A 20142-nucleotide genomic window follows, 5' to 3' on the forward strand; every position below is an offset into this window, starting at 1 on the left:
GATGCAGACCAATTTCTCGATCCATCAGCTTGCCGACCCGAATGTGGCCGAGGCCGAGTCGATCCTGCGCAAATGCGTGCATTGCGGCTTCTGCACGGCCACCTGCCCGACGTTCGCGCTGCTTGGCGACGAACTCGACAGCCCGCGCGGGCGCATCTATCTCATCAAGGACATGCTCGAGAACGACCGGCCGGCGGACGCGCGCACGGTCAAGCACATCGACCGCTGCCTGTCCTGCCTGTCCTGCATGACCACCTGCCCCTCCGGCGTGCACTACATGCATCTGGTCGATCATGCGCGCGCCCATATCGAGGAGACTTACAAGCGCCCCCTCGCCGACCGGCTGACCCGCAGGCTGCTGGCCTTCGTGCTTCCCAGGCCGGCGCGCTTCCGTGCCTCCCTCATGGCCGCCTTCTACGCCCGGCCGCTCGCGCCGCTGTTCAAGGCGATCGGCGGCCCGCTGAAGCCGCTCGGCGCCATGCTCTCGCTTGCGCCCACCCGCGCGCCCGAGCGTGCGCGCTACGCCGCGCCGGCGACCCATGCGCCCGATAGCGGCACGACAACGGGCCGCGTGGCGCTGCTTTCGGGCTGCGCCCAGCCGGTGCTCAAGCCCGGCATCAACGATGCGACCATCGCGCTGCTCACGCGCCTCGGCATCGAGGTGGTGCTGCCTAAGGGCGAAGGCTGCTGCGGCGCGCTGGTGCACCACATGGGCCGCGAGGCGGATGCGCTTGCCGACGCCAAGCGGAACGTGGACGTGTGGACGCGCGAGATCGAGACCAAGGGTCTCGACGCCATCCTCATCACCGCCTCGGGCTGCGGCACAACGATCAAGGACTATGGCTTCATGCTGCGCGAGGATCCGGCCTATGCGGACAAGGCGGCCCGGGTCTCGAGCCTCGCCAAGGACGTGACGGAATACCTGGCGACACTCGACCTCGGCGAGCCGGCGGTTCGACCGGAGCTGACGGTCGCCTATCACTCGGCCTGCTCCATGCAGCACGGACAGAAGATCACGACCCTGCCCAAGCAGCTCCTCACGGCGGCCGGCTTCACCGTGCGCGACGTGCCCGAGGGGCACCTGTGCTGCGGATCGGCGGGCACCTACAACATCCTGCAGCCGGAGCTGGCAAAGCGCCTGCGCGACCGCAAGGTCGCCAACATCGAGAAGACGACCCCCGACCTGATCGCCACCGGCAACATCGGCTGCATGACGCAGATCGGCGGCGGCACGGACCTGCCGATCGTGCATACGGCCGAGCTTCTCGACTGGGCCTACGGCGGCCCCATGCCGTCCGCCCTTTCGGAACGCCACGCCGGAGCGGCGTGACGCGACAGGCGGCAGGCCGCACGAGACCACGAAAAAAGCCCCCGCACCTGACCGGCGCGGGGGCTTTCGTTCTTTCACACCATCGCGCGGCGGGTCGTCAGATGACGCGCACCGAGGTGCCCACGCCGACGCGGCCGTAGAGATCGATCACGTCCTCGTTGCGCATCCGGATGCAGCCCGAGGAAACCGCCTTGCCGATGGTCCAGGGCTCGTTGGAGCCGTGAATGCGGTAGAGCGTCGACCCGAGGTAGAGCGCGCGCGCGCCGAGCGGGTTCTTCGGACCGCCGGGCATGAACGCCGGCAGACCCGGCTGACGCTTGCGCATCTCCGCCGGCGGACGCCAGTCCGGCCACTCCGCCTTGCGCGTGACCTTGTGGGTGCCGGCCCACTCGAAGCCGGGACGGCCCACGCCGACGCCATAGCGGCGGGCAAAGCCGTTCTTCTCCACCAGATAGAGATAGCGGGCGTTGGTATCGATGACGATCGTGCCGGGCCTCTCGCCGCCGTTCCAGGAAACGGTGGTCGGCAGGAAACGCGGATCGATCCGCCGCGCCACGCTCTGGCGACGAGGCTTGCCCGGCGCGGCAAGGCGCGGCGTCGTGGCATAGACGGCCTGCCGCCGGGTCTGCGTGCGCGGCTGCAGCAGCGGACGCTGGGACACCTGCGGACGCACCGCACGACGCTCGGGCCGAAGCTGGAGCACCCAGGGCTCGGTCAGATCGGGGGACAGCATAAGCGGCGGCGCTCCGGCGCCACGGCTGCCGGCGGAAGCCGGAGTGATCGCGCCCGCCAGACCGGCGGCCAGCGCGAGGACAAGAAACGCTCTTTTTCGCATCGACGTACTCGCAACCTGTTTCGTCGAACGGGACTGACACGCGTCCCTCCCCGGTTGACGAAAGATGGACGCGAAGGAAGAGCCTAGGCAGGCTCCGGCAGGATTTCGTAAACCCTTCCGCCCGGGACGAGGGAATCTGGTCGCGTGGTTAGCGCGCGGTTTCCAAAGCTGGTGAAGAAAGCGTGAACGAACTAGTGCACCAGCGGGCGCACGGTGCGCACGATGGAGGGCAGCATGGGGCGCACCACGTCGGGCCGCATCCCCGGCTTGATGCGCGAATCGTACAGCATGTTCAGCAGCATCCGGTCGAAGGACGTGAAGCGGCTGTGCCGGGACTTGTCGTTGAAGACCGAGTGGGAGAGCGACGGGTCGTCGTTCATGGGGCCGAGCCCCTGGAGGATCTCCTCCACCATGCAGCGGCGGAACAGGAAATCGCCTTCGTCCGAGACGATCACCGCCGCCGACTGGGAAATGCCGGAGCTGTCCGACACCACGCGCACCAGACAACGGCCCGGCGCATCGGCGCGCGAGTCCTTGTAGATCGAACGCCGGACGACGTCCGTGTACTGGTCCCGATCGACCACATAGACATGGAAGTTCGCCTCGGCCGGGTTGGCGACGATCGTCGTCGCAAGACCGCGCACGCTGCTGCCCAGCGTCTCGATGAAGCGATAGACCATGGGCTTGCGGTTCTTGCGAGCCAGGTTGTGCACGTGGAAACGCACCGGGCCGACGTATTTCTTCACCAGATAGGGCTGCCAGCTCCACGAACGGTATTCGAGCCCGAACACGGTCTTCATGAAGCCGTCGATCAGTTCCTCGGTGGAGAAGGTGTAGGACGCGGCCCGCGTCTCGCGCGCGAGCGGGAACGACAGCGCGACGGCGACAAGGAAAACGAACAGGAGGGGGAGAACTCGGCGCACTTTTGTTCGACGTCCTGGCACTTCTTCAACCCAGCGGCCCCGCCCCATCGAGCCGGAACCCCCTGATTTCCCTGCCGGAGCGGCCCGGCATTCCGGCCCTGAACGCGTATGTTCCAGGCCGGGCAAGCATATAGAACCGGACTGCCGGGAGGAACGACAAAATCATCGCCGGCGACCGGTCCGCAACAGGAACAATTCCTTAAATCTCGCAAGCTATAGATTGTCGCGACCAAACGAGAACCTCCAGGCCAGCCACCGGGGAGACGGACACGATCATGACGGCAACTAAACGAGCTTTCCGAGCCGAGAGCCTTTTGCAGAAGGCTCAGGTTGCCGGCGCGCCCGAGGGAGCCGCCTCCCGGGCGCAGCATCAGGAGCTGATGGCGGAAATCGCCTCCATCAAGGACCTGATCCGTCCGGTCGAGGACATCAGCGACCAGATGCTGTCCAAGTTCCGCAAGGAGCTGGGCGAGGCCGCGAAGCTGAAGTCCGAGCTGGATTCGATCTACGAGGCGATCGCCAAGACCAAGCACGAGATCGCCACGCTGCACAGCACGACCAGCGCCGACAGCCGCGACATGAGCCGCGTCACCAACGAGCTCGACGCCGTGGTGCTGGGCACCGAGGGCGCGACGGAGACGATTCTCTCCTCGGCCGAGTACATCGACGAAACCGCCAATACCCTGAGCGCGCGCCTTGCCGGTCAGGACGCCGAGCTGGCCAACGACATCCAGGAAAAGGTCCTGCACATCTTCGAGGCGTGCAACTTCCAGGACCTTACCGGCCAGCGCATCACCAAGGTCATCAACACGCTGCGGTTCATCGAGGACCGCATCATCAAGATGATGGACATCTGGGGCGGCATCGAGAGTTTCCAGACCATCGAGCCGGACACCATGCCCACGCGCGAAGGCGACGCGAGCCTGCTCAACGGCCCCTCGCTCGAGACGGACGAGGGCGTGGCGAGCCAGGACGACATCGACGCGCTGTTCGCCTGATGTTTTCCTGAGGCCCGTCCCCGGAACACGCAAACCGCAGCTTTTGCCGATTCCGCCTTCCCGCCACGCGGGAGGCGCACACGAGAACGTGCTGATGCGCGCGTGCGCGCCTGGTGATACATTCATCGCAAAGAATGTGACCGGGAGGGATCCATGCTGAACCGCAGACAATTCGCCGCCGCCTCGCTGGCGGCAGGGGCCGCCACCGCCCTTGGCATGGCGCCGGGGCGCGCGGCGACGCTCGGCGACGACGGGCTCTACAAGCAGGACTGGTTTCTCGACAGCTTCCTCGACATGGGCGACGACCTCGCCGAGGCCCATGCGGCCGGGAAGCATTTCGTGGTGATGTTCGAGCAGGCCGGCTGCCCCTTCTGCCGCCAGACGCACGAGGTGAACCTCACGCGCGAGGACTATGTGCCCTGGCTGAAGGAGAATTTCACCTTCGTTCAGCTCGACCTGTTCGGCGCCCGCGAAACAACCGATTTCGACGGCGAGGCGCTGGAGGAGCGCGCGCTGGGGCGCAAGTGGCTGGTCAACTTCACGCCGACCATCGTGTTCTTCCCCGCCGATCCGGCCGCGGTCGCGGGCAAGGACGGACACAGTGCCGAGATCGCCCGCATCCAGGGCTATCTCCCGCCCTTCTATTTCTACCATTTCTTCGAATGGGTGCGCTCGGGTGCCCATGCCGAGGAAGGGTTCCAGCGGTATTCCAACGCGAAGCTGGAGGAGATGCGGGCGAAGGGTCAGACGCGCGAGACCTGGCGGCGGGGCTGAACGGCGGGAGACGCCGGAATGACCTTGCGGAACCGGGTCTCCCCCGATGGCGAAATCCACGCGGATCCCATGCGCGGCATGTTCATGGGCAACCGTGGCGGGCGTTTCCACGACCCGCACACCCGCGAACTCGCTCGTGCGCGCTGGCGTTCGCGTGCCTGGATCTGCTGCCGGACCGCCTTTCGCGGCCGCCACCGGCAGGTGATGGGCCAGGGCTACACGGAGCTCTTCTTCCTGGACGAGGTGAGCGCCCTTGCCGCCGGTCACAGGCCCTGCTTCGAATGCAGGCGGACCGAGGCGCGCGCCTTTCAGGCGGCCTGGGCGAGGGCCGGGATCTCACCCGACATGCCCCGCGCCGGCGGGATTGATGCGGTTCTCGACGCCGAGCGGCGGTGCGGGCGTGCCAAGCGCGTTCACCCGATGGCGTTCGCGGCGCTCCCCGACGGCGCGATGTTTCGATCGGGCGAAGACGTGCTGGTGAAGAACGCCGGGCGCCTGCTCCGCTGGGGTTTTGCGGGATACCGCGAGGTTCGCGAAGTCAGCCTTTCCGGGAGCGTCGACGTGCTGACCCCGCCGGCCGTCGTGCGTGTGCTTGGCGCCGGGTACCGCCCCGTCTGGCATGAAAGCGCACACCCCTGACGGGTGACCGATCAGCGCCGCGCACCGGGACCCATCAAAAATCGGAACTGGTCGCCTGAAACGGCATCGGCTATGCCGTTCGCGGCCCGCAGGCCTTTCGACCGTGGAGCCCGCCATTTCCCGGCCTTTCGCATCAGGATCGTGACATGACTTCCCTCGGCGACACCGCTCCCCTTCGCGACGAGTCCGGCCTCGACGCGGGCGACCTGGGGCTCTACGGCCTGACCGTGCTTGCCTGGGGATTCTCCTGGTACGCAATCAAGCTCCAGGTCGGCAGCGTCCCGCCGGAGGTCTCGGTGTTCTGGCGTTTCGTGCTCGCGGCCGCCGTCACCATGGGCTGGGCCATGCTGCGCGGGGCGCGGCTGCGGTTCGCGCCGAAGACCCACCTGCGCTTCGCCGCTCTCGGCGCGCTGATCTTCTCCACCAACTTCACCCTGTTCTACTACGGCGGGGCAACGGTTCCCTCGGGGCTTTTGTCGGTGGTGTTCTCTCTCACCGCCGTCTTCAACATCCTGCTGGCCTTCCTGATCTTCGGGCAGAGAATCAGCCGCCGGGTAATGGGCGGCGCGGCCCTCGGCTTCATCGGCGTGGCGCTGCTGTTTCGCCCGCAGATCATGGGCACCGGCGCGGCCTTCGACGCCCAGGCCTTCATCGGCCTCGGCTTCTGCATCGCGGGCACGCTGTCCTTCTGCTTCGGCAGCATGGTTTCCGCCTCCAACCAGCGGATCGGCATCCCGGTCCTGTCCGCCAGCGCCTGGGGCATGACCTATGGCGCGCTGCTTCTGGGCGCCTTTTCGCTCGCGCGCGGTCACTCCTTCACCGTGCCGATGACGCTCCCCTATCTGGGCGGGCTGGCCTATCTGGCCATCGTCGCCTCGGTGATCGCCTTCGCCTGCTACCTCACCCTGATCGGGCGGATCGGTTCCGCGCGGGCGGGCTATTCCACGGTCATGTTCCCGGTCGTGGCGCTGCTTGTCTCGACGGTGATGGAAGGCTTCGAATGGGGCCCGGGGGCGCTCGCCGGGCTTGGCTGCGTGCTCGCCGGCAACCTTCTGGTGCTGCGCCGGTCCCGCACCCGACCGGCACCCGAGACGGGCTGAAGGTCACGCCTTACCGCCTCCCGAGCGACCGGAGCGCGGATCACTCCGCCGCCATGAGCTCCGTGCTCACATTGCCGATGGCGGCGCGAATATGCGCGCAAAGCGCGTCATGCACCGGGTCCGTGGCACTCGCCGCGCGCAGGAGCGTGATGTCGCAGGGCGGCAACGCGGGAAAGCCGTCGCTCTCGCCCAAAATCCGCATCCCGGAGCGGATCGCGCTTTCGGGCAGCACGGCGACCGCAAGCCCGGCCTGGACCGCGCCGATAAGGGCCGCCGCGCTGGATGACGTGTAGGAGACGCAATAGGGGCGGTTGATCCGATCAAGCAGCGTCGTGGCATCGCGCCGCCACGAACAGGTGGTCGGCCCGAGCGCCAGGCGCACGGTCTCCTCGCAATGGATGCACAGATTGGCCGGCGCCACCCAGTGCAGCGGCTCGCGCCGGATCACCTCGCCGGGCAATCGCACGCAATCGCCCGAGGTCACGATGGCGATGTCGAGATCGCCGCGTTCCACCATCTGGCCGGTGAAGATCGAGCCCTGGCACTGCACCGAGGTTTCTATGGCCGGGTTGAGGCGGGCGAAGGCCGCGAGGACCTGGGGCAGCAGCCGCTCCGCATAATCATCGGGAAGCCCAAGGCGCACACGCCCGACAATGCTGGCCTCGCTGAAGGCGCTCATGGTCTCGTCGTTCAGCCGGATCATCCGCTGGGCGTATTCGACGAGCCGGTGGCCGTCTTCCGAAAGCCGCGACTGACGCCCGTCCTTGACGAAGATCGGGCGTTCGATGCGCTCCTCGAGCCGTTTCATCTGCATGGAGACGGCGGACTGGGTCTTGTTCACCGCATCCGCTGCCTTGGTGAAGCTGCCGAGCTCCGCAATGGCGAGAAAGGTTCTCAGTTGGTCGATGTCCAGGGCATGGGCCATGCCGGCCTCCTGCTTCCTTCAGGGCCTGCGCGCCGCCGGAGACCGGCAAGCGCCTCACGTCACCCCGCGATGGCGCGGTTTTCGGCGACTTTCGACCAATACATCACAATACCGTATGGGTTTCCATAAAAAACATTCGTTTGTTAAATGCGTACCTGATCGATAGATATCATCATACGAAAGACGTAGGGAGCAATACCGCCTTCCCTGCCCAACCAAAAGGTCCAGTGGGACCGGAAAGGAGAGTGCCGCCATGACCCAGGTCGTCACACCCGCGAGTGCAAGATCCAACCGCGCCGTTGCCGCGTCGCTCTTCGCCGGCCTGTCGGGTCTTGCGAGCCTCCTCGTCGAGGCCTTCGAACGCCGTCGCAAGCGTCGCGAGATCGCCGAACTGCTGACCTACGACGACTTCATGCTCGCGGACATGGGAATCACCCGCGACGACGTCGCCTCATCCCTGATGTCGGGCGATTTCGTCGATCCCAGTTCCCGGCTCTGCCACCTGCGCAACGAGCGCTCCGGAACCATACTCGCCCAGCGTCGCCGGCGCCGCGCCTGAGCCATCCCATTCGCGCCGGGTGGAAACCTGCCCGGCGCACCAGAGGCCCTGTCGGCCCCTCGCCGACACACCTGGCCCGCCTCTTCGGAGGCGGGCTTTTTTTATTCGGGGTTTCAGAAGGAAACGCGCCCGGATCAGGTCTTGCGGGTGTCGCGATCAGCCCGGTCGAACAGGGTCTCGAAGTGGCGCACCTGACTTTCCTGGATGTTGCGGCCAAGCTCGAGCCACCCTTCAACGAGACCGGCGCCCGCCCGTTCCTCGCCGTCACCCGGGGACGCCTCGGCGGATGCCTGTTCGCTCGCCTGGCCGGCGTCCTCCGGCTCCGGAGCCTCGTCCTCAGAGGCGGGCGGCTGGAACAGCCCCATGTAGCCGTCCCAGAACGAACGCACGGCGTCCGTGTAGGGAGCCATCATGCGCATGGGATTGGGCACGGGCTTCGGACGGCCACGGGCATAGCCGGCCAGGAAGGCGTCGAGAAGATCGCGTGCGGGCCCGAACGTGAACTGGCGCGCGACCTGACCCAGTGCCAGCGTCGCGGCGACGGGCATCATGGTCTCGACGCCGGGAAGCTCCAGCCCGGTCTGCTCGGCCACGTGACGGGCAATCCTGCGGCGGACATCCTCGGGACCGAAGACGAAGGCAAGCGGCTCGCCGACGAAGTTTTGCGGTGGCGCAGAGGCAGCGCGTCCGGGGCCCGGCATCAGCGCCATGAGCGCCTCGAAGCCCGATGGAGTGGATCCGAAATGGCGAATTCCGGCAAGGGCCGCGGGCATCAGCGCCTCGGCTGCCTTGCGGATCTCCACCTCGCTCCAGCCGAACTGGCGCTGCATCGCCTCGCTGACCGAAGCGGGATCGAAGGCGGTGAAACGGGGAAATTCGTCCGACATCCCGGGCCCTTTTCTGCCTGCTGACGCCGTATCATCGACCTTCACGCAGGCCGGGTCAAACCCGCGCTTGCGCGCGGATGCCGGCAAGCAAGCGCGCGACGGCCCAAGGGGGGCGCCGCGCGCCGGACGCTCGTCCTCAGTAGGCGTAATCCTTGAAGACGCGCGAAAGATCGCCGCCCCATGCCCCCTCGTAGCGGGCGAGCATGACATCGGCCGGGCTCATGCCGCTGGCAAGCGTCTCCTCGACGGCCGCCAGATGCACGCGCTCGTCCTGACCACCGTCGTTGAGGCGGGCGCGGCGCTTGAGGCCTTCGCGCGACAGGGCCACCATGTCCCTGGCAAGGTCGAGAACCGTGCGGTTGCGGAAGCGCGTGGCAAGCCCCTCGCGCGGGACATCGTTGCGCAGGCCGTCACGCTCTTCCTGCGTCCAGTCGCGCACCATCTCCTCCGCCTGCTCAAGCATGCCCTGGTCGTAGAGCAGGCCGACCCAGAGCGCGGGCAGCGCGCAGATCCGCCGCCACGGACCGCCGTCCGCGCCACGCATCTCGAGGTACTTCTTGAGGCGCACGTCCGGGAACAGCGTCGACAGGTGGTTGTTCCAGTCGCCGATGGTGGGCAGGCCGTCGGGCACCGTGTCCTTCAGGGCGCCGTTCATGAAGGCACGGAAGGTGGTGCCGGTGACGTCGTAATAGGTCGTGCCGCGCTTGACGAAATACATCGGAACGTCGAGCGCCCACTCCACGTAGGCTTCGAAGCCGAAGCCTTGATCGAAGGCGATCGGCAGGTTGCCGGAGCGGTTGTTGTCCGTGTCCTTCCAGACTTCCGCGCGAAAGGACCGGAAGCCGTTCGGCTTGCCCTCCGTGAAGGGCGAGTTGGCGAAGATGGCGGTGGCGACCGGCTGGAGCGCCAGGCTCACCTGCATCTTGCGCCGCATGTCGGCCTCGCTCGAGAAATCCAGGTTCACCTGGATGGTCGAGGTGCGGAACATCATGTCCAGGCCCAGCGTGCCGACCTTGGGCATGTAGCGCGCCATGATCTGGTAGCGCGACTTGGGCATCACCGGAACCTCTTCCCGGCTCCAGTTCGGCGTCATGCCGAGGCCGAGGAAACCGATGCCCAGCGGCTCGGCCACCTCGCGCACCTGCGCGAGGTGGCAGTTGGTCTCGCGGCAGGTCTGGTGAAGGCTCTCCAGCGGCGCGCCGGAGAGCTCGAACTGTCCGCCGGGCTCGATGGAGATCGCTCCACCGCCGACGGGATCGGCCAGGCCGATGATGAGCCCGTTGTCCTCGATGCGCTCCCAGCCGAGGAGCTTCTCCATGCCGGTCAGGACGGCCTCGATGCCGCGCGGACCCTCATAGGGAATCGGGGAGTTGTCGGAGAGATTGAAGCCGAACTTCTCGTGCTCGGTGCCGATGCGGAAATCGCTCTCCGGCTTGCACCCCGCCTCGAGGGTCGCGGCAAGTTCAGACACCCCGGAAACGGGGGTGGTATCGATGGTATCGCGGGCCATGAGAACAGGTTCCTTCGCGGTGTTGGCGCGCACCTTACTCAGGCGGTCCGGTCAAAACAAACGCGTTTTTTTGTGATGATAGATCAAGGTTTCGGGCTTGATCGCATGGCGAATCCCGCCAAGCGACCGTCGTTCTAGCGCCAGTCGCCAAGCACCGCCTGCACCACCGCGAGCGCGGCGACCGCCGCCGTGTCGGCGCGCAGAACGCGCGGACCCAGCGGCACCGGCGTGACAAAAGGAAGCGCCCTGAGGCGCGCGCGCTCCTCTTCCGAGAAGCCGCCCTCAGGTCCAATAAGAACCGCGAACGGCCCGCGCTCCAGTGCCTGAAGCGGGTCCAGCGGGTTCTGGCCCGCCTCCCCCTCGTCGCAAAAAATCAGCCGGCGACCGGGCTCGTTCTCCTCCCAGCCGGCGAGCACGGCCTCGAGCGGCACCGGATCGCCGATCTCCGGCACGGAAAGAACGCCGCATTGCTCGCACGCCTCCACCGCGTTCGCCCGGGCGCGCTCCAGGTTCAGCCGGTTCGTCTGGGTGTGCTGCGTGAGGACGGGCGCCAGCCGCCCGGCGCCCATCTCCACCGCCTTCTGGATCATGTAGTCCAGCCGCGCATGCTTGAGTGGGGCGAAGAGATAGAGCAGATCCGGCAGCGGTGCCTGCGCGCGGGTTTCCCCGACCGGCACCAGGCTCGCCGCCTTGCGCCCCTCGACGGCGATGCGCGCGCGCCATTCACCGTCGCGGCCGTTGAAGACCAGAACCTCGTCGTCCGACTTGAGCCGAAGGACGTTCAGCAGGTAGTTGGCCTGGGCGCGATCGAGGGCAATCGGGGTGTCCCTGCTGATCGCCGCGTCGAGAAACAGGCGCTGCATTCGGAATTCGTAGCGGGGCATGGGGTCCTTTCCGCGCATGAGCGGGACGCACGCGCCACCGGGTAAACCAGCAGGCGGCTGTCGACAAGCCCGCAGCGGGCCTTGACGCGGCCGGCCGCGTGGGCTCCCCTTCCGCGACACGCCCCTGATCCCCTGCGCGAGGAAGCGAACGCATTGAGCGAGACCAGCAACATCGCCGAATACTCGGTGTCGGAACTCTCCGGCGCGATCAAGCGCACGATGGAGGACACCTTCGGCTTCGTGCGCGTGCGCGGTGAACTGGGGCGCATCTCCCGGCCGGCGTCGGGACACATCTATCTCGACCTGAAGGACGCCCAGTCGGTGCTGGCGGGCGTCATCTGGCGCGGCAATGCCTCCCGGCTGAAAATCCAGCCCGAACAGGGTCTCGAGGTGATCGCCACCGGCAAGATCACCACCTTCCCGGGGCAGTCCAAGTACCAGATGGTGATCGACTCCATCGAGCCCGCCGGCGTCGGCGCGCTGATGGCGCTGCTGGAGGAACGGCGCAAGAAGCTCGCCGCCGAGGGGCTCTTCGCCGAAAGCGCGAAGCGTCCGCTGCCCTATCTGCCGCGCGTCATCGGCGTCGTCACCTCCCCCACCGGCGCGGTGATCCGCGACATCCTCCACCGGATCTCGGACCGGTTCCCGCTGCATGTCCTCGTCTGGCCCGTTCGGGTGCAGGGCGAGACCTCCGCGCGCGAGGTGGCGAACGGCATCGCCGGGTTCAACCGGCTGGAGCCGGGCGGGGCGATCCCGCGCCCGGACCTGATCATCGTGGCGCGCGGCGGCGGCTCGCTTGAGGATCTTTGGGGGTTCAACGAGGAAGTTGTCGTCAGGGCCGCCGCGGCCTCCGGGATCCCGCTGGTCTCCGCCGTCGGCCACGAGACCGACTGGACCCTGATCGACCTTGCCGCCGACCTGCGCGCGCCGACCCCGACGGGCGCGGCGGAAATCGCCGTTCCCGTGCGTGGCGAGCTTCTGGCCAGCGTCGACGACCTCAAACGCCGCCAGATCGCCGGGTTGCTGCGCTATGTCACCGCGCGGCGAACGGAACTGCGCGCGGCCGCCGCCGCCCTGCCCTCTCCGCGCGACCTTCTCGCGCTGCCGCGCCAGCGCCTCGACACCTACGGCGAACGCCTGGCCCCGGCGCTGCGCTCCAGCCTGCGCGACCGGCGCTCGCGCCAGCAGGCCGCCGCCCAGCGCCTGTCGCCACACATGCTGGCCAGGAGCGTCTCGATCGCCCGCGAGCGCCTCGACGGGCTTTCGGCGCGAGCGACCCGCGCCCATGCCAACCGTCTGGCACGTGAACGCGCCCGGCTCGATTCGACGGCAAAGCTGCTCGACAGCCTATCCTACAAGAACGTTCTGGCGCGCGGTTACGCGCTGGTGCGCGACGATGCGGGCACCCCGGTGCGCTCCGCCGGCCAGGTGGCGCCGGGAGCCCGTCTTGCCATCGAGTTCGGCGACGACACGCGGCTCGACGCGCTGGCCGTGTCGGACGGCGCCGCCGCGCCGACGGTCAGGAAGCCGCGCAAGACCAGGCCCAAAGCCACCGCAACGCCGAAGGACCAGGGCTCGCTGTTCTAGGGGGTGGAGAGGGAATTGCCCCCGCGCGCTCTTGCCGAGCCCCAAGAACGGCATGCAACGCAGCCAGTGACCCGAGAATATCGCGCCAGAGGTTTCATCCCGCGTTGCCGTCATCCCGGGCAAGGGCTGGAAGCCCGCGACCCGGGACCCATTGGCAACCCCGGCCAGCGCCGAAACACGGGGCAACCGCGCGCCTCTCGCAAGCAGTTACGGAGATGGGCTGTGAGGAGGTGGCCCGCGCCGGGACTTCGGCTCAGGAGGGCTCACGAGCAGCGGAGAATTGTTGGTGGGGCCGGCACATGGCGCGCCGGCCCCGGGCCATCACATGATCGACGGCAGGAAGGTCACGATCGCCGGGAAGGCAACCAGCCCCGCGATGGTCAGGATGTCGGCGACGAAGAACGGCGTGCAGCCCCGAAACACTTCCTGCACGGGGATGTCCTCGCGAACGCCCGCCACCACGAAGCAGTTCAGGCCGATGGGTGGCGTTATGAGACAAAGCTCCGCCATCTTCACAACCAGGATGCCGAACCAGATCGCGCAAAGCTCGCCCGACATGCCGAAGGTGCTGTCGACGGCCGAAACGCCTTCGCCTCCGTTGAGCGCCATGACGGCCGGATAGACGACCGGAAGCGTCAGGATCAGCATGCCGATGGCGTCCATGAACATGCCCAGCACCGCGTAGGCGCACAGGATGAGCACGAGCACCAGCCAGGGCGAGAACTCCAGCGACACCACGAAATCGCGGAACGCCTCAGGAAGCTGGGCGAAGCCGAGGAAACGGACGTAGACCAACACGCCCCAGATGAGCGTGAAGATCATGACCGTCAGCTTCGCGGTTTCGTGCAGGGCCTGCCAGAGCTGCTTGCCCCGCATTCCGTTGACGAAGGCGGAGATCAGCACGACGAAGGCGCCCAGCGCTCCCGCTTCCGTCGGCGTCGCGTAGCCGAAGTAGAGCGAGCCGAAGATGATCACCACCACCGCGACGATCGGCAGGGTCCCCGGAATCGAGGCGAAACGCTGGCTCCAGGTGAAGCCGCGCACCGGGGGAGCGTCCCCCTTCCACATGGCCATGCCGACGATGATCGCGACGTAGACAACGGCGGAGAAAATGCCCGGCAGGAAGCCCGCGATCAGCAGCTTGGCGACCGACTGCTCCACCAGGATCGCGTAGATGACCAGGATCGCCGAGGGCGGGATGAGCGAGGCCAGCGTGCCGCCGGCGGCCACGACCGCCGAGGAGAGCCGCTTGGAGTAGCCCACCGCCAGCATCTCGGGGATCGCGACGCGGGCGAAGACGGCCGCCGTGGCGACCGAGGCACCGGAAACGGCGGCGAAGCCCGCGGTGGCGAAGACCGTGCCCACGGCCATGCCCCCCGGCAGCCAGCCGAGCCAGCGCTTTGCCGCCTCGAAGAGCTGCCGCGTGAACCCCGCGTAGAAGGCCAGGAAGCCGATCAGGATGAAGGTCGGCAGCACCGACAGGGAATAGGTCACCGATTTCGAATGCGGAATGGTGCCCGCCATCTTGATCGCCACGACCACACCACGCTCGAAACCGAGCTTCTGGGTGAAAATCGCGATCAGGCCGACGACGCCGACGAAGGCCGCGGCAAAGGCGACGCGCATTCCAAGAACGACCAGGACCAGCAGAACGCCGGACATGATCAGGCCGATTTCAAAGGGGGTCATCCGCGTGCTCCTCCCGTGTTGCCGGGTTTGCCGCCGGATGTGTCACTGCCGTTTCCGTCCTCCTCGTCACCGTCGAGGGTTTCCTCGATCTCGTGACGCGCCTGGGTCTCGATGTCGGCCAGCACGGGAACGGCGATCGGCTCGGCCTCGGGATCACGCACGAGACGCAGGTAGCCGTAGATCTGCAGGGTGAGGCGCAGCAGCAGCAAGGTGAGCGCCACGGGGATCACCAGCTTGGAGGGCCAGGTCGGCAGGCCGATGTCCATCGAGCTGTCGCCCAGCTCCCACGAGCGCATGAAGTGGAACCAGGAGCCGTAGATCAGCGTCGCGACGACCAGCCAGATCAGCACCACGCCAAGCGTTTCGGCGATCCAGAGCGGGCGCCCGGACAGCTTGCCGAGGAAGAGCTCCATGCGGATGTGGCCGCCAAGGCGCTGGCAATAGGCAATGCCCATGAAGGCGAAGACGGCCATCGCCTGCTCGGCGATGTCGATGAAACCGGGCACCGGCATGTCGAAACCGTTGCGCCCGACGATTTGCGCGACGGCAAGCAGCATCAGCAACAGGATGCTGGCGGCCGCGACAATATTGAACGCGTTTTCGACCCGACCCAGCCATCCGTCAAAACGAATGTAGGTCTCGGGCCGTCCACGCGTCGTGGAGGTGGATGTCATGACGAACTCCGACCAGCCCGCTCGACGGGGAGACGGGGCGGAAAAACAGGGATCCGGACGCAAGTGACGTGGCAGCCGGGCGCGGCCACGGCGTAAGGGGCGTACCCACCGTCAGGCGGTGGTGCCCGTGTGGCCGATGAGGGACGGCCGGCGCATTGCACGCCGGCCGTCATGCGCCGGAAGCCGGCGCGGCACTCAGTTCAGCTTGGACTGGACCAGGTCGAGAAGTTCCTGTCCCGGAATGCCCTTGGCATCCATCTCGGCGACCCAGGCATCCCAGAGCGGCTTGCCCGCCTTCTCCTTGAACGCGTCGAGCTGCTCCTTGGGGAAGGTGATCTGCTCGATGTTCATCTCCTCGAGCGTCGGATACCACTTGTCGTAGACCTTGGCGTAGGTCGCCAGATAGTGGTCGATCGCCGGCTCGATGGAGGAATCAAGCGCCTCGCGGAAGTTGTCGGGAAGCGCCGCATAGGCGTCCATGTTGACCACCACCGGGCAGTTCACGGTGCCCGGGTTCAGATTGGTGGTCCACCAGTTGCCCGCCTCGACGGTCTTGAACGCAAGGTGGGCGTGCGGGGCGAAGGACGCGGCCCGCACCGTGCCGGAATCGATCGCCTGGAAGGTCTCGGACGCCGTCACGGTGGTGGGAACGGCACCGATGGTCTCCATCGCCTTGCCGACGCCGCCGAGCGCGCGCACGCGCATGCCATCGAAGTCCGCCACCTCGGTCGGGGCCTCGCCCTTACCGACGAAATTGTACTGCGGCATCGGCGAGGACATGATCAGCTTGGCGTTCCAGCGCGCCAGGTCCTTCTCCACCGCCGGGTGGGCGTAGACGGCACGGTCCAGCTCGACCTGGGTCTCAAGGTCCGGAACACCCAGGAACGGCAGCTCCAGAACGCTCAGGGTCGGGTTCTTGTCGGTGTGATAGGACGCGCAGAACTGCGCCATCTCGAAGGCGCCGATGGAAATGCCGTCGAGGTTCTCACGCGACTTCGACAGGGCCTCGCCATAGGCGAGGTTGAGCGTGAATTCGCCGTTGGTCTTTTCCTTGACCAGCTCGGCCAGCTTCTCGATGTGCTCGGTGAAGGCCCGGCGCTTGCCCCACACGGACACGTTCCACTCGAGCGCGAAAGCCTCGCCGGCAAAGCCGAGGCCAAGGCAGGCAGCCGTGCCGAGCACGACCATCTTGCGACGCAAGGTCATGGTAAGTCCTCCCAAGAAAGCCCTCCGGGCGTCCCGTCTCGCGCGACGCGATCTCCCCCGAACGGCCAGACAACAACACGCGTCATCCCTCCCGGATGACGGCCGACAAGAGAGTAGCAAGCCACGTGCCATACATCACGCCCCGTCCGGACGGCGGAACGCCGCGGCAACGCACCGGTTGCTCCCCTGAAAAACAAACGAAGTGAGCGGAATCCCGCTGAACGAACGGAGCCGATCGGCAAGATCTTGCCGAAATCTCGTTTTCCGACGATCAGGGACGGCTCAGGCCCAGACGGCTCATCTTCTCGTTGAGGGTGCGGCGCGGCAGGTCGAGTTCGGCCATCACGTCGATGACGCGCCCCTCGTGACGGGCAAGCGCGTCGGCGATGACGCGCCGCTCGTAGTCTTCCATCAGGACGCGGAGGCGTCCACGCGCGGGCGCCTCCCGGCCGGGCTCGCCACCGGTGACGAGAGCCCGCAGGCTCGGACGCTCGAGAGCGGAGGACAGCACGAAGCGTTCGGCCGCGTTGCGCAGCTCGCGCACGTTTCCCGGCCAGCGGTAGGCCGCCAGGACCTCCGCGTCGTCCGCCGACAGCCGCGGCGGATCGATGCGGTAGTCGGCACCGAACCGGTTGGCGAAACTGTCGAAGAGCAGGCGCGCATCGCCTCCGCGCTCACGCAGGGGCGGTATGCGAAGCTCGATCGTGTTTAGGCGGTAAAGCAGGTCCTGACGCAGGAGGTTCCGCTCGACCGCCTCGCGCGGCTCGATGTTCACCGCGCTCACGACGCGAATGTCGACCGGAACGGGCGCGCGGCCACCGATGCGGTCGACCTCGCGCTCCTGAAGCACGCGCAGCAGCTTGGGCTGCAACGCCATGGGCATGGCGGAAATCTCGTCGAGAAACAGCACGCCGCCGTCCGCCTGCTCCACACGCCCCATGCGCTCGCGGTCCGCGCCGGTGAAGGCCCCCGCCTCGTGGCCGAAGAGTTCCGCCTCCACCATGCTCTCGGGCAGGGCCGCACAGTTGAGCGCGACGAACGCCCCCTCGCGGACGGGCGACAGGTCGGCAATGGCACGGGCAACCACTTCCTTGCCGGTTCCGGTCTCGCCGACCACCATCACCGAGGCGTCGGTCGCCGCGTAGTGGCTGATCTCGGCGCGCAGGCGCCGCATCTCGGCACATTCGCCCAGCAGCCGCGCCTCGAGCCCCTCCATGTCATCGAGCCTGCGCGACAGGGCACGGTTTTCCAGAACCAGGCGGCGGTGCGCGGCGGACCGGCGCACGACGGCGGCCAGCACGTCCGGATCGAAGGGCTTCTCGATGAAGTCCGCAGCCCCCTCGCGCATGGCCTCCACCGCCATGGGCACATCGCCATGCCCGGTCAGAAGGATCACCGGAAGGTCGGGATCTATCGCCTTCACCTTGCGCAGGAGCTCCACGCCGCTCATGCCCGGCAACAGCACGTCGGTGACGATGCAGCCGGGAAAACGCTCGTTCACATGGGCAAGCCCGCCTTCCGCGTCGACCGCCTCCAGCGGCTCGAAGCCACCGAGACGCATCCACTGGCGCAGGCCCGCACGCATGGCGGGATCATCGTCTATGACCAGAACGGGAGGACGCGGCTCTCCCTCGCCGCCCGGACCCCCGGGCGTCTCCGTACCCGCTCGATCCTGCTTCGCGGTTGCCCTGTTCATGTCTCCCCGCATTCCTCCGCACGCGCTTCAGACACCGCCTGTCGCTGCTCCACCTCCAGCGGCACGCGGAGCACGAAGCAGGCGCCACCGTCCTCCCCGGTGCCGATCGTCAGCGTTCCGCCAAGGTCTTCGACGATCCGCGCCGAAATCGCAAGGCCCAGACCCAGTCCGCCGGACGCGGGCTTGGTGGAGAAAAACGGCTCGAAGATACGGTCGCGCAGGTCCTCCGGCACGCCGAGGCCATTGTCGGAGATGCGGATCACCGCAAATCCGTCCTCGCGGCCCAGCCTCCCCTCAACACGCGGCGACGGGGCAGCCTGACAGGCGTCGACGGCATTGCGCAGAAGATTCACCAGCACCTGCTCGAGCCGCAGCGGCGCGGTGGACGCAACCACCGCCTCGCCGGGAAGATGCAGCGCGAGGGACGTGCCGGTTTCCTCCACGCGCGGACGCAGCAGTTTGGCGCTCGTCTTGAGACACTCGCGCAGATCCACATTCTCGATGCGGGATTCACCGGGTCGGGCGAACCGCTTGAGTTCCTGCGTCAGCGTCGCCATGCGGTGGCGCAGCGCATCGATCTCGTCCAGGTTCTCGCGCAGCCCCTCCCCATCGCCACGTTCCTCGAACAGCCGCGCCCCGGACACGAACATGCCGAGCGCGGCCAGCGGCTGGTTGAGTTCATGCGCGACCGCCGCCGACATCTCGCCGACGGCCGCGAGGCGGCTCGCACGCGCGAGACCGGCCTGCGTTTCGCGCAACTCCCGCTCCACGCGACGGCGCTCCTCGATCTCCGCGCTCAGGCGGCGGTTCAGACCGCGCAGGTCGGCCGCGTGACGTTGCAGCCTGCGGGTCGCACGCCCGAGCGCGCGGCTGCGCAGGAGCAGAAACACCAGAGCGTAAAGGAGGATCAGGGCCACGGCCGACAGCCAGACAATGTCGCGACCGGCGTGAAGCCGCGCCTCGGGCGTGAGATAGTGCACGGTCCACCCCAGCACGCCGACCTTGAGCTGCCCCTGGCGCCAGGCCTCGCCATCGAGGGAGAGCACCTCCGCGTCCGCCGGCCCGTCCTGAAGGCTCGGCAGCGGGACGCCGCCGTACTGGCGGTTCGAACGGATCGCGGCCACCACCATGTCCGAGAGGGGCTCAAGGGAGGAGTAGAGCCAGTCGGGCCGGGTGCCGAGGAAAATCACCCCGTTGCGATCGGTGAGGAAGACCGTCTCGCCCGCGTCACGCCAGCTCTGCTGGAGACCGGCGAGATCCACCTTGACCACGAAGACCCCGCGCGGCCCCTCACCGGGCGGCGTGGCGCGGGCGAAGAAGAAGCCCGGCTTTCCCGTCGTCGCGCCGACCGCGTAGAACTGGCCGAGTTCATCGTCCAGCGCCGCGCTGAAATAGGGACGGAAGGAGTAGTTGCGCCCGACGAAGGAGCCGAGACTGTCGTAGTTGCTCGCCGCGACCGTAAGACCTTCCTCGTTCATCACGTAGAGCGCGTCGGCACCGGTGGTCGCCGCCATGTCCTTGAGGAAGCGGCTCGACGCAAGCATCATGGCGGGATCCTCGATCACCGCCGCCGCGCGCGGATCGCGGGCCAGCACATGCGGTAGATAGCGAAACTTCTCCAGTTCGCGCAGCACGGTCTCGCGATAAAGGGAGAGGCGTTCCCGCGCCCGCAGTTCGCCCTCCTCGACCGCATCCCTCTCGACGAGGCCGGCGACAAGCATGGCAAGGACGAGAAGCCCGGCAACGGGGAGCAGGAACAGGCTCCAGCGTGCCAGTGACCTCCATAGGCCCGAGGGCACGTCACCGCCTTCCGCAACGGTGGTGGATGGCGACACGCCCGAAGAAGCCTCGCCAGAGGCCGTATTCCTTGCCATAACCGTGTCCAGCGCCCCTCGGGATCCGGCTGAAAGATGATTGGGAGGACGG

Annotated in this window: 18 protein-coding genes; 7 read left to right on the forward strand and 11 right to left on the reverse strand. The window is 67.3% G+C overall.

Annotation, left to right across the window (positions count from 1 at the left end; genetic code table 11):
• Position 1 precedes the first annotated feature (1 nt).
• On the forward strand, positions 2 to 1330 hold the full coding sequence (glcF, locus tag ACYX4S_RS14110) for a glycolate oxidase subunit GlcF (RefSeq protein WP_476360641.1): 1329 nt from the start codon (positions 2 to 4) through the stop codon (positions 1328 to 1330).
• A gap of 97 nt (positions 1331 to 1427) precedes the next feature.
• On the opposite strand, the gene ACYX4S_RS14115 is transcribed toward glcF, so the two are convergent.
• Both ACYX4S_RS14115 and ACYX4S_RS14120 read right to left on the reverse strand, forming a co-directional pair.
• Positions 1428 to 2165 (reverse strand): L,D-transpeptidase, encoded by a 738-nt coding sequence (locus tag ACYX4S_RS14115; protein ID WP_293721789.1) that lies wholly within the window; start codon positions 2163 to 2165, stop codon positions 1428 to 1430.
• A 191-nt stretch (positions 2166 to 2356) separates the two neighbouring features.
• Complete coding sequence (locus tag ACYX4S_RS14120) at positions 2357 to 3088, reverse strand: DUF2927 domain-containing protein (protein ID WP_476360642.1); 732 nt, start codon at positions 3086 to 3088, stop codon at positions 2357 to 2359.
• A 275-nt stretch (positions 3089 to 3363) separates the two neighbouring features.
• Between ACYX4S_RS14120 and ACYX4S_RS14125 the strand changes: the two genes are divergently transcribed.
• From ACYX4S_RS14125 to ACYX4S_RS14140, 4 genes are all read left to right on the forward strand, one after another.
• On the forward strand, positions 3364 to 4086 hold the full coding sequence (locus ACYX4S_RS14125; RefSeq protein WP_476360643.1) for a protein phosphatase CheZ: 723 nt from the start codon (positions 3364 to 3366) through the stop codon (positions 4084 to 4086).
• Between the two features lie 153 nt (positions 4087 to 4239).
• Positions 4240 to 4860 (forward strand): thioredoxin family protein, encoded by a 621-nt coding sequence (locus ACYX4S_RS14130; protein WP_476360644.1) that lies wholly within the window; start codon positions 4240 to 4242, stop codon positions 4858 to 4860.
• Between the two features lie 18 nt (positions 4861 to 4878).
• Entirely contained in the window at positions 4879 to 5499 is a 621-nt protein-coding gene (locus ACYX4S_RS14135; RefSeq protein ID WP_476360645.1) for a hypothetical protein, read from the forward strand.
• Positions 5500 to 5645: 146 nt separating this feature from the next.
• Positions 5646 to 6599: a DMT family transporter gene (locus tag ACYX4S_RS14140; protein ID WP_476360646.1), complete on the forward strand. Its 954-nt coding sequence runs from the start codon at positions 5646 to 5648 to the stop codon at positions 6597 to 6599.
• A gap of 40 nt (positions 6600 to 6639) precedes the next feature.
• Here the strand turns inward: ACYX4S_RS14140 and ACYX4S_RS14145 are convergent, their stop codons facing one another.
• Positions 6640 to 7524, reverse strand: a complete 885-nt coding sequence (locus ACYX4S_RS14145; RefSeq protein ID WP_476360647.1) for a LysR substrate-binding domain-containing protein — start codon at positions 7522 to 7524, stop codon at positions 6640 to 6642.
• Between the two features lie 253 nt (positions 7525 to 7777).
• Between ACYX4S_RS14145 and ACYX4S_RS14150 the strand changes: the two genes are divergently transcribed.
• Positions 7778 to 8083: a YjiS-like domain-containing protein gene (locus ACYX4S_RS14150; protein ID WP_476360648.1), complete on the forward strand. Its 306-nt coding sequence runs from the start codon at positions 7778 to 7780 to the stop codon at positions 8081 to 8083.
• A gap of 134 nt (positions 8084 to 8217) precedes the next feature.
• Here the strand turns inward: ACYX4S_RS14150 and ACYX4S_RS14155 are convergent, their stop codons facing one another.
• The 3 genes from ACYX4S_RS14155 to ACYX4S_RS14165 form a co-directional block, all read right to left on the reverse strand.
• Complete coding sequence (locus ACYX4S_RS14155) at positions 8218 to 8970, reverse strand: DUF937 domain-containing protein (RefSeq protein ID WP_476360649.1); 753 nt, start codon at positions 8968 to 8970, stop codon at positions 8218 to 8220.
• A gap of 136 nt (positions 8971 to 9106) precedes the next feature.
• Entirely contained in the window at positions 9107 to 10480 is a 1374-nt protein-coding gene (locus tag ACYX4S_RS14160; protein ID WP_476360650.1) for a glutamate--cysteine ligase, read from the reverse strand.
• Positions 10481 to 10614: 134 nt separating this feature from the next.
• A complete protein-coding gene (locus ACYX4S_RS14165) occupies positions 10615 to 11364 on the reverse strand; it encodes a 16S rRNA (uracil(1498)-N(3))-methyltransferase (RefSeq protein WP_476360651.1) in 750 nt (249 codons plus the stop codon).
• Between the two features lie 153 nt (positions 11365 to 11517).
• Here ACYX4S_RS14165 and xseA point away from each other — a divergent pair, with 153 nt between their 5' ends.
• The gene (xseA, locus tag ACYX4S_RS14170) at positions 11518 to 12951 is read left to right on the forward strand and encodes an exodeoxyribonuclease VII large subunit (RefSeq protein ID WP_476360652.1); all 1434 of its coding nucleotides are present in this window, start codon (positions 11518 to 11520) and stop codon (positions 12949 to 12951) included.
• Positions 12952 to 13272: 321 nt separating this feature from the next.
• On the opposite strand, the gene ACYX4S_RS14175 is transcribed toward xseA, so the two are convergent.
• From ACYX4S_RS14175 to ACYX4S_RS14195, 5 genes are all read right to left on the reverse strand, one after another.
• Positions 13273 to 14640: a TRAP transporter large permease gene (locus ACYX4S_RS14175; RefSeq protein WP_422067952.1), complete on the reverse strand. Its 1368-nt coding sequence runs from the start codon at positions 14638 to 14640 to the stop codon at positions 13273 to 13275.
• Entirely contained in the window at positions 14637 to 15314 is a 678-nt protein-coding gene (locus tag ACYX4S_RS14180; protein ID WP_422067951.1) for a TRAP transporter small permease subunit, read from the reverse strand. Before ACYX4S_RS14180 ends, ACYX4S_RS14175 begins: the two co-directional genes overlap by 4 nt.
• Before the next feature lie 195 nt (positions 15315 to 15509).
• On the reverse strand, positions 15510 to 16520 hold the full coding sequence (locus tag ACYX4S_RS14185; RefSeq protein WP_476360653.1) for a C4-dicarboxylate TRAP transporter substrate-binding protein: 1011 nt from the start codon (positions 16518 to 16520) through the stop codon (positions 15510 to 15512).
• 271 nt (positions 16521 to 16791) lie between these two features.
• Positions 16792 to 18216 carry a sigma-54-dependent transcriptional regulator gene (locus tag ACYX4S_RS14190; protein WP_476360654.1) on the reverse strand — a complete coding sequence of 475 codons (1425 nt, stop codon included), beginning with the start codon at positions 18214 to 18216 and terminating at the stop codon, positions 16792 to 16794.
• The gene (locus ACYX4S_RS14195) at positions 18213 to 20090 is read right to left on the reverse strand and encodes a sensor histidine kinase (RefSeq protein WP_476360655.1); all 1878 of its coding nucleotides are present in this window, start codon (positions 20088 to 20090) and stop codon (positions 18213 to 18215) included. Before ACYX4S_RS14195 ends, ACYX4S_RS14190 begins: the two co-directional genes overlap by 4 nt.
• Positions 20091 to 20142 lie beyond the last annotated feature (52 nt).

It is taken from the genome of Stappia sp. ABD4_338, assembly GCF_056312175.1.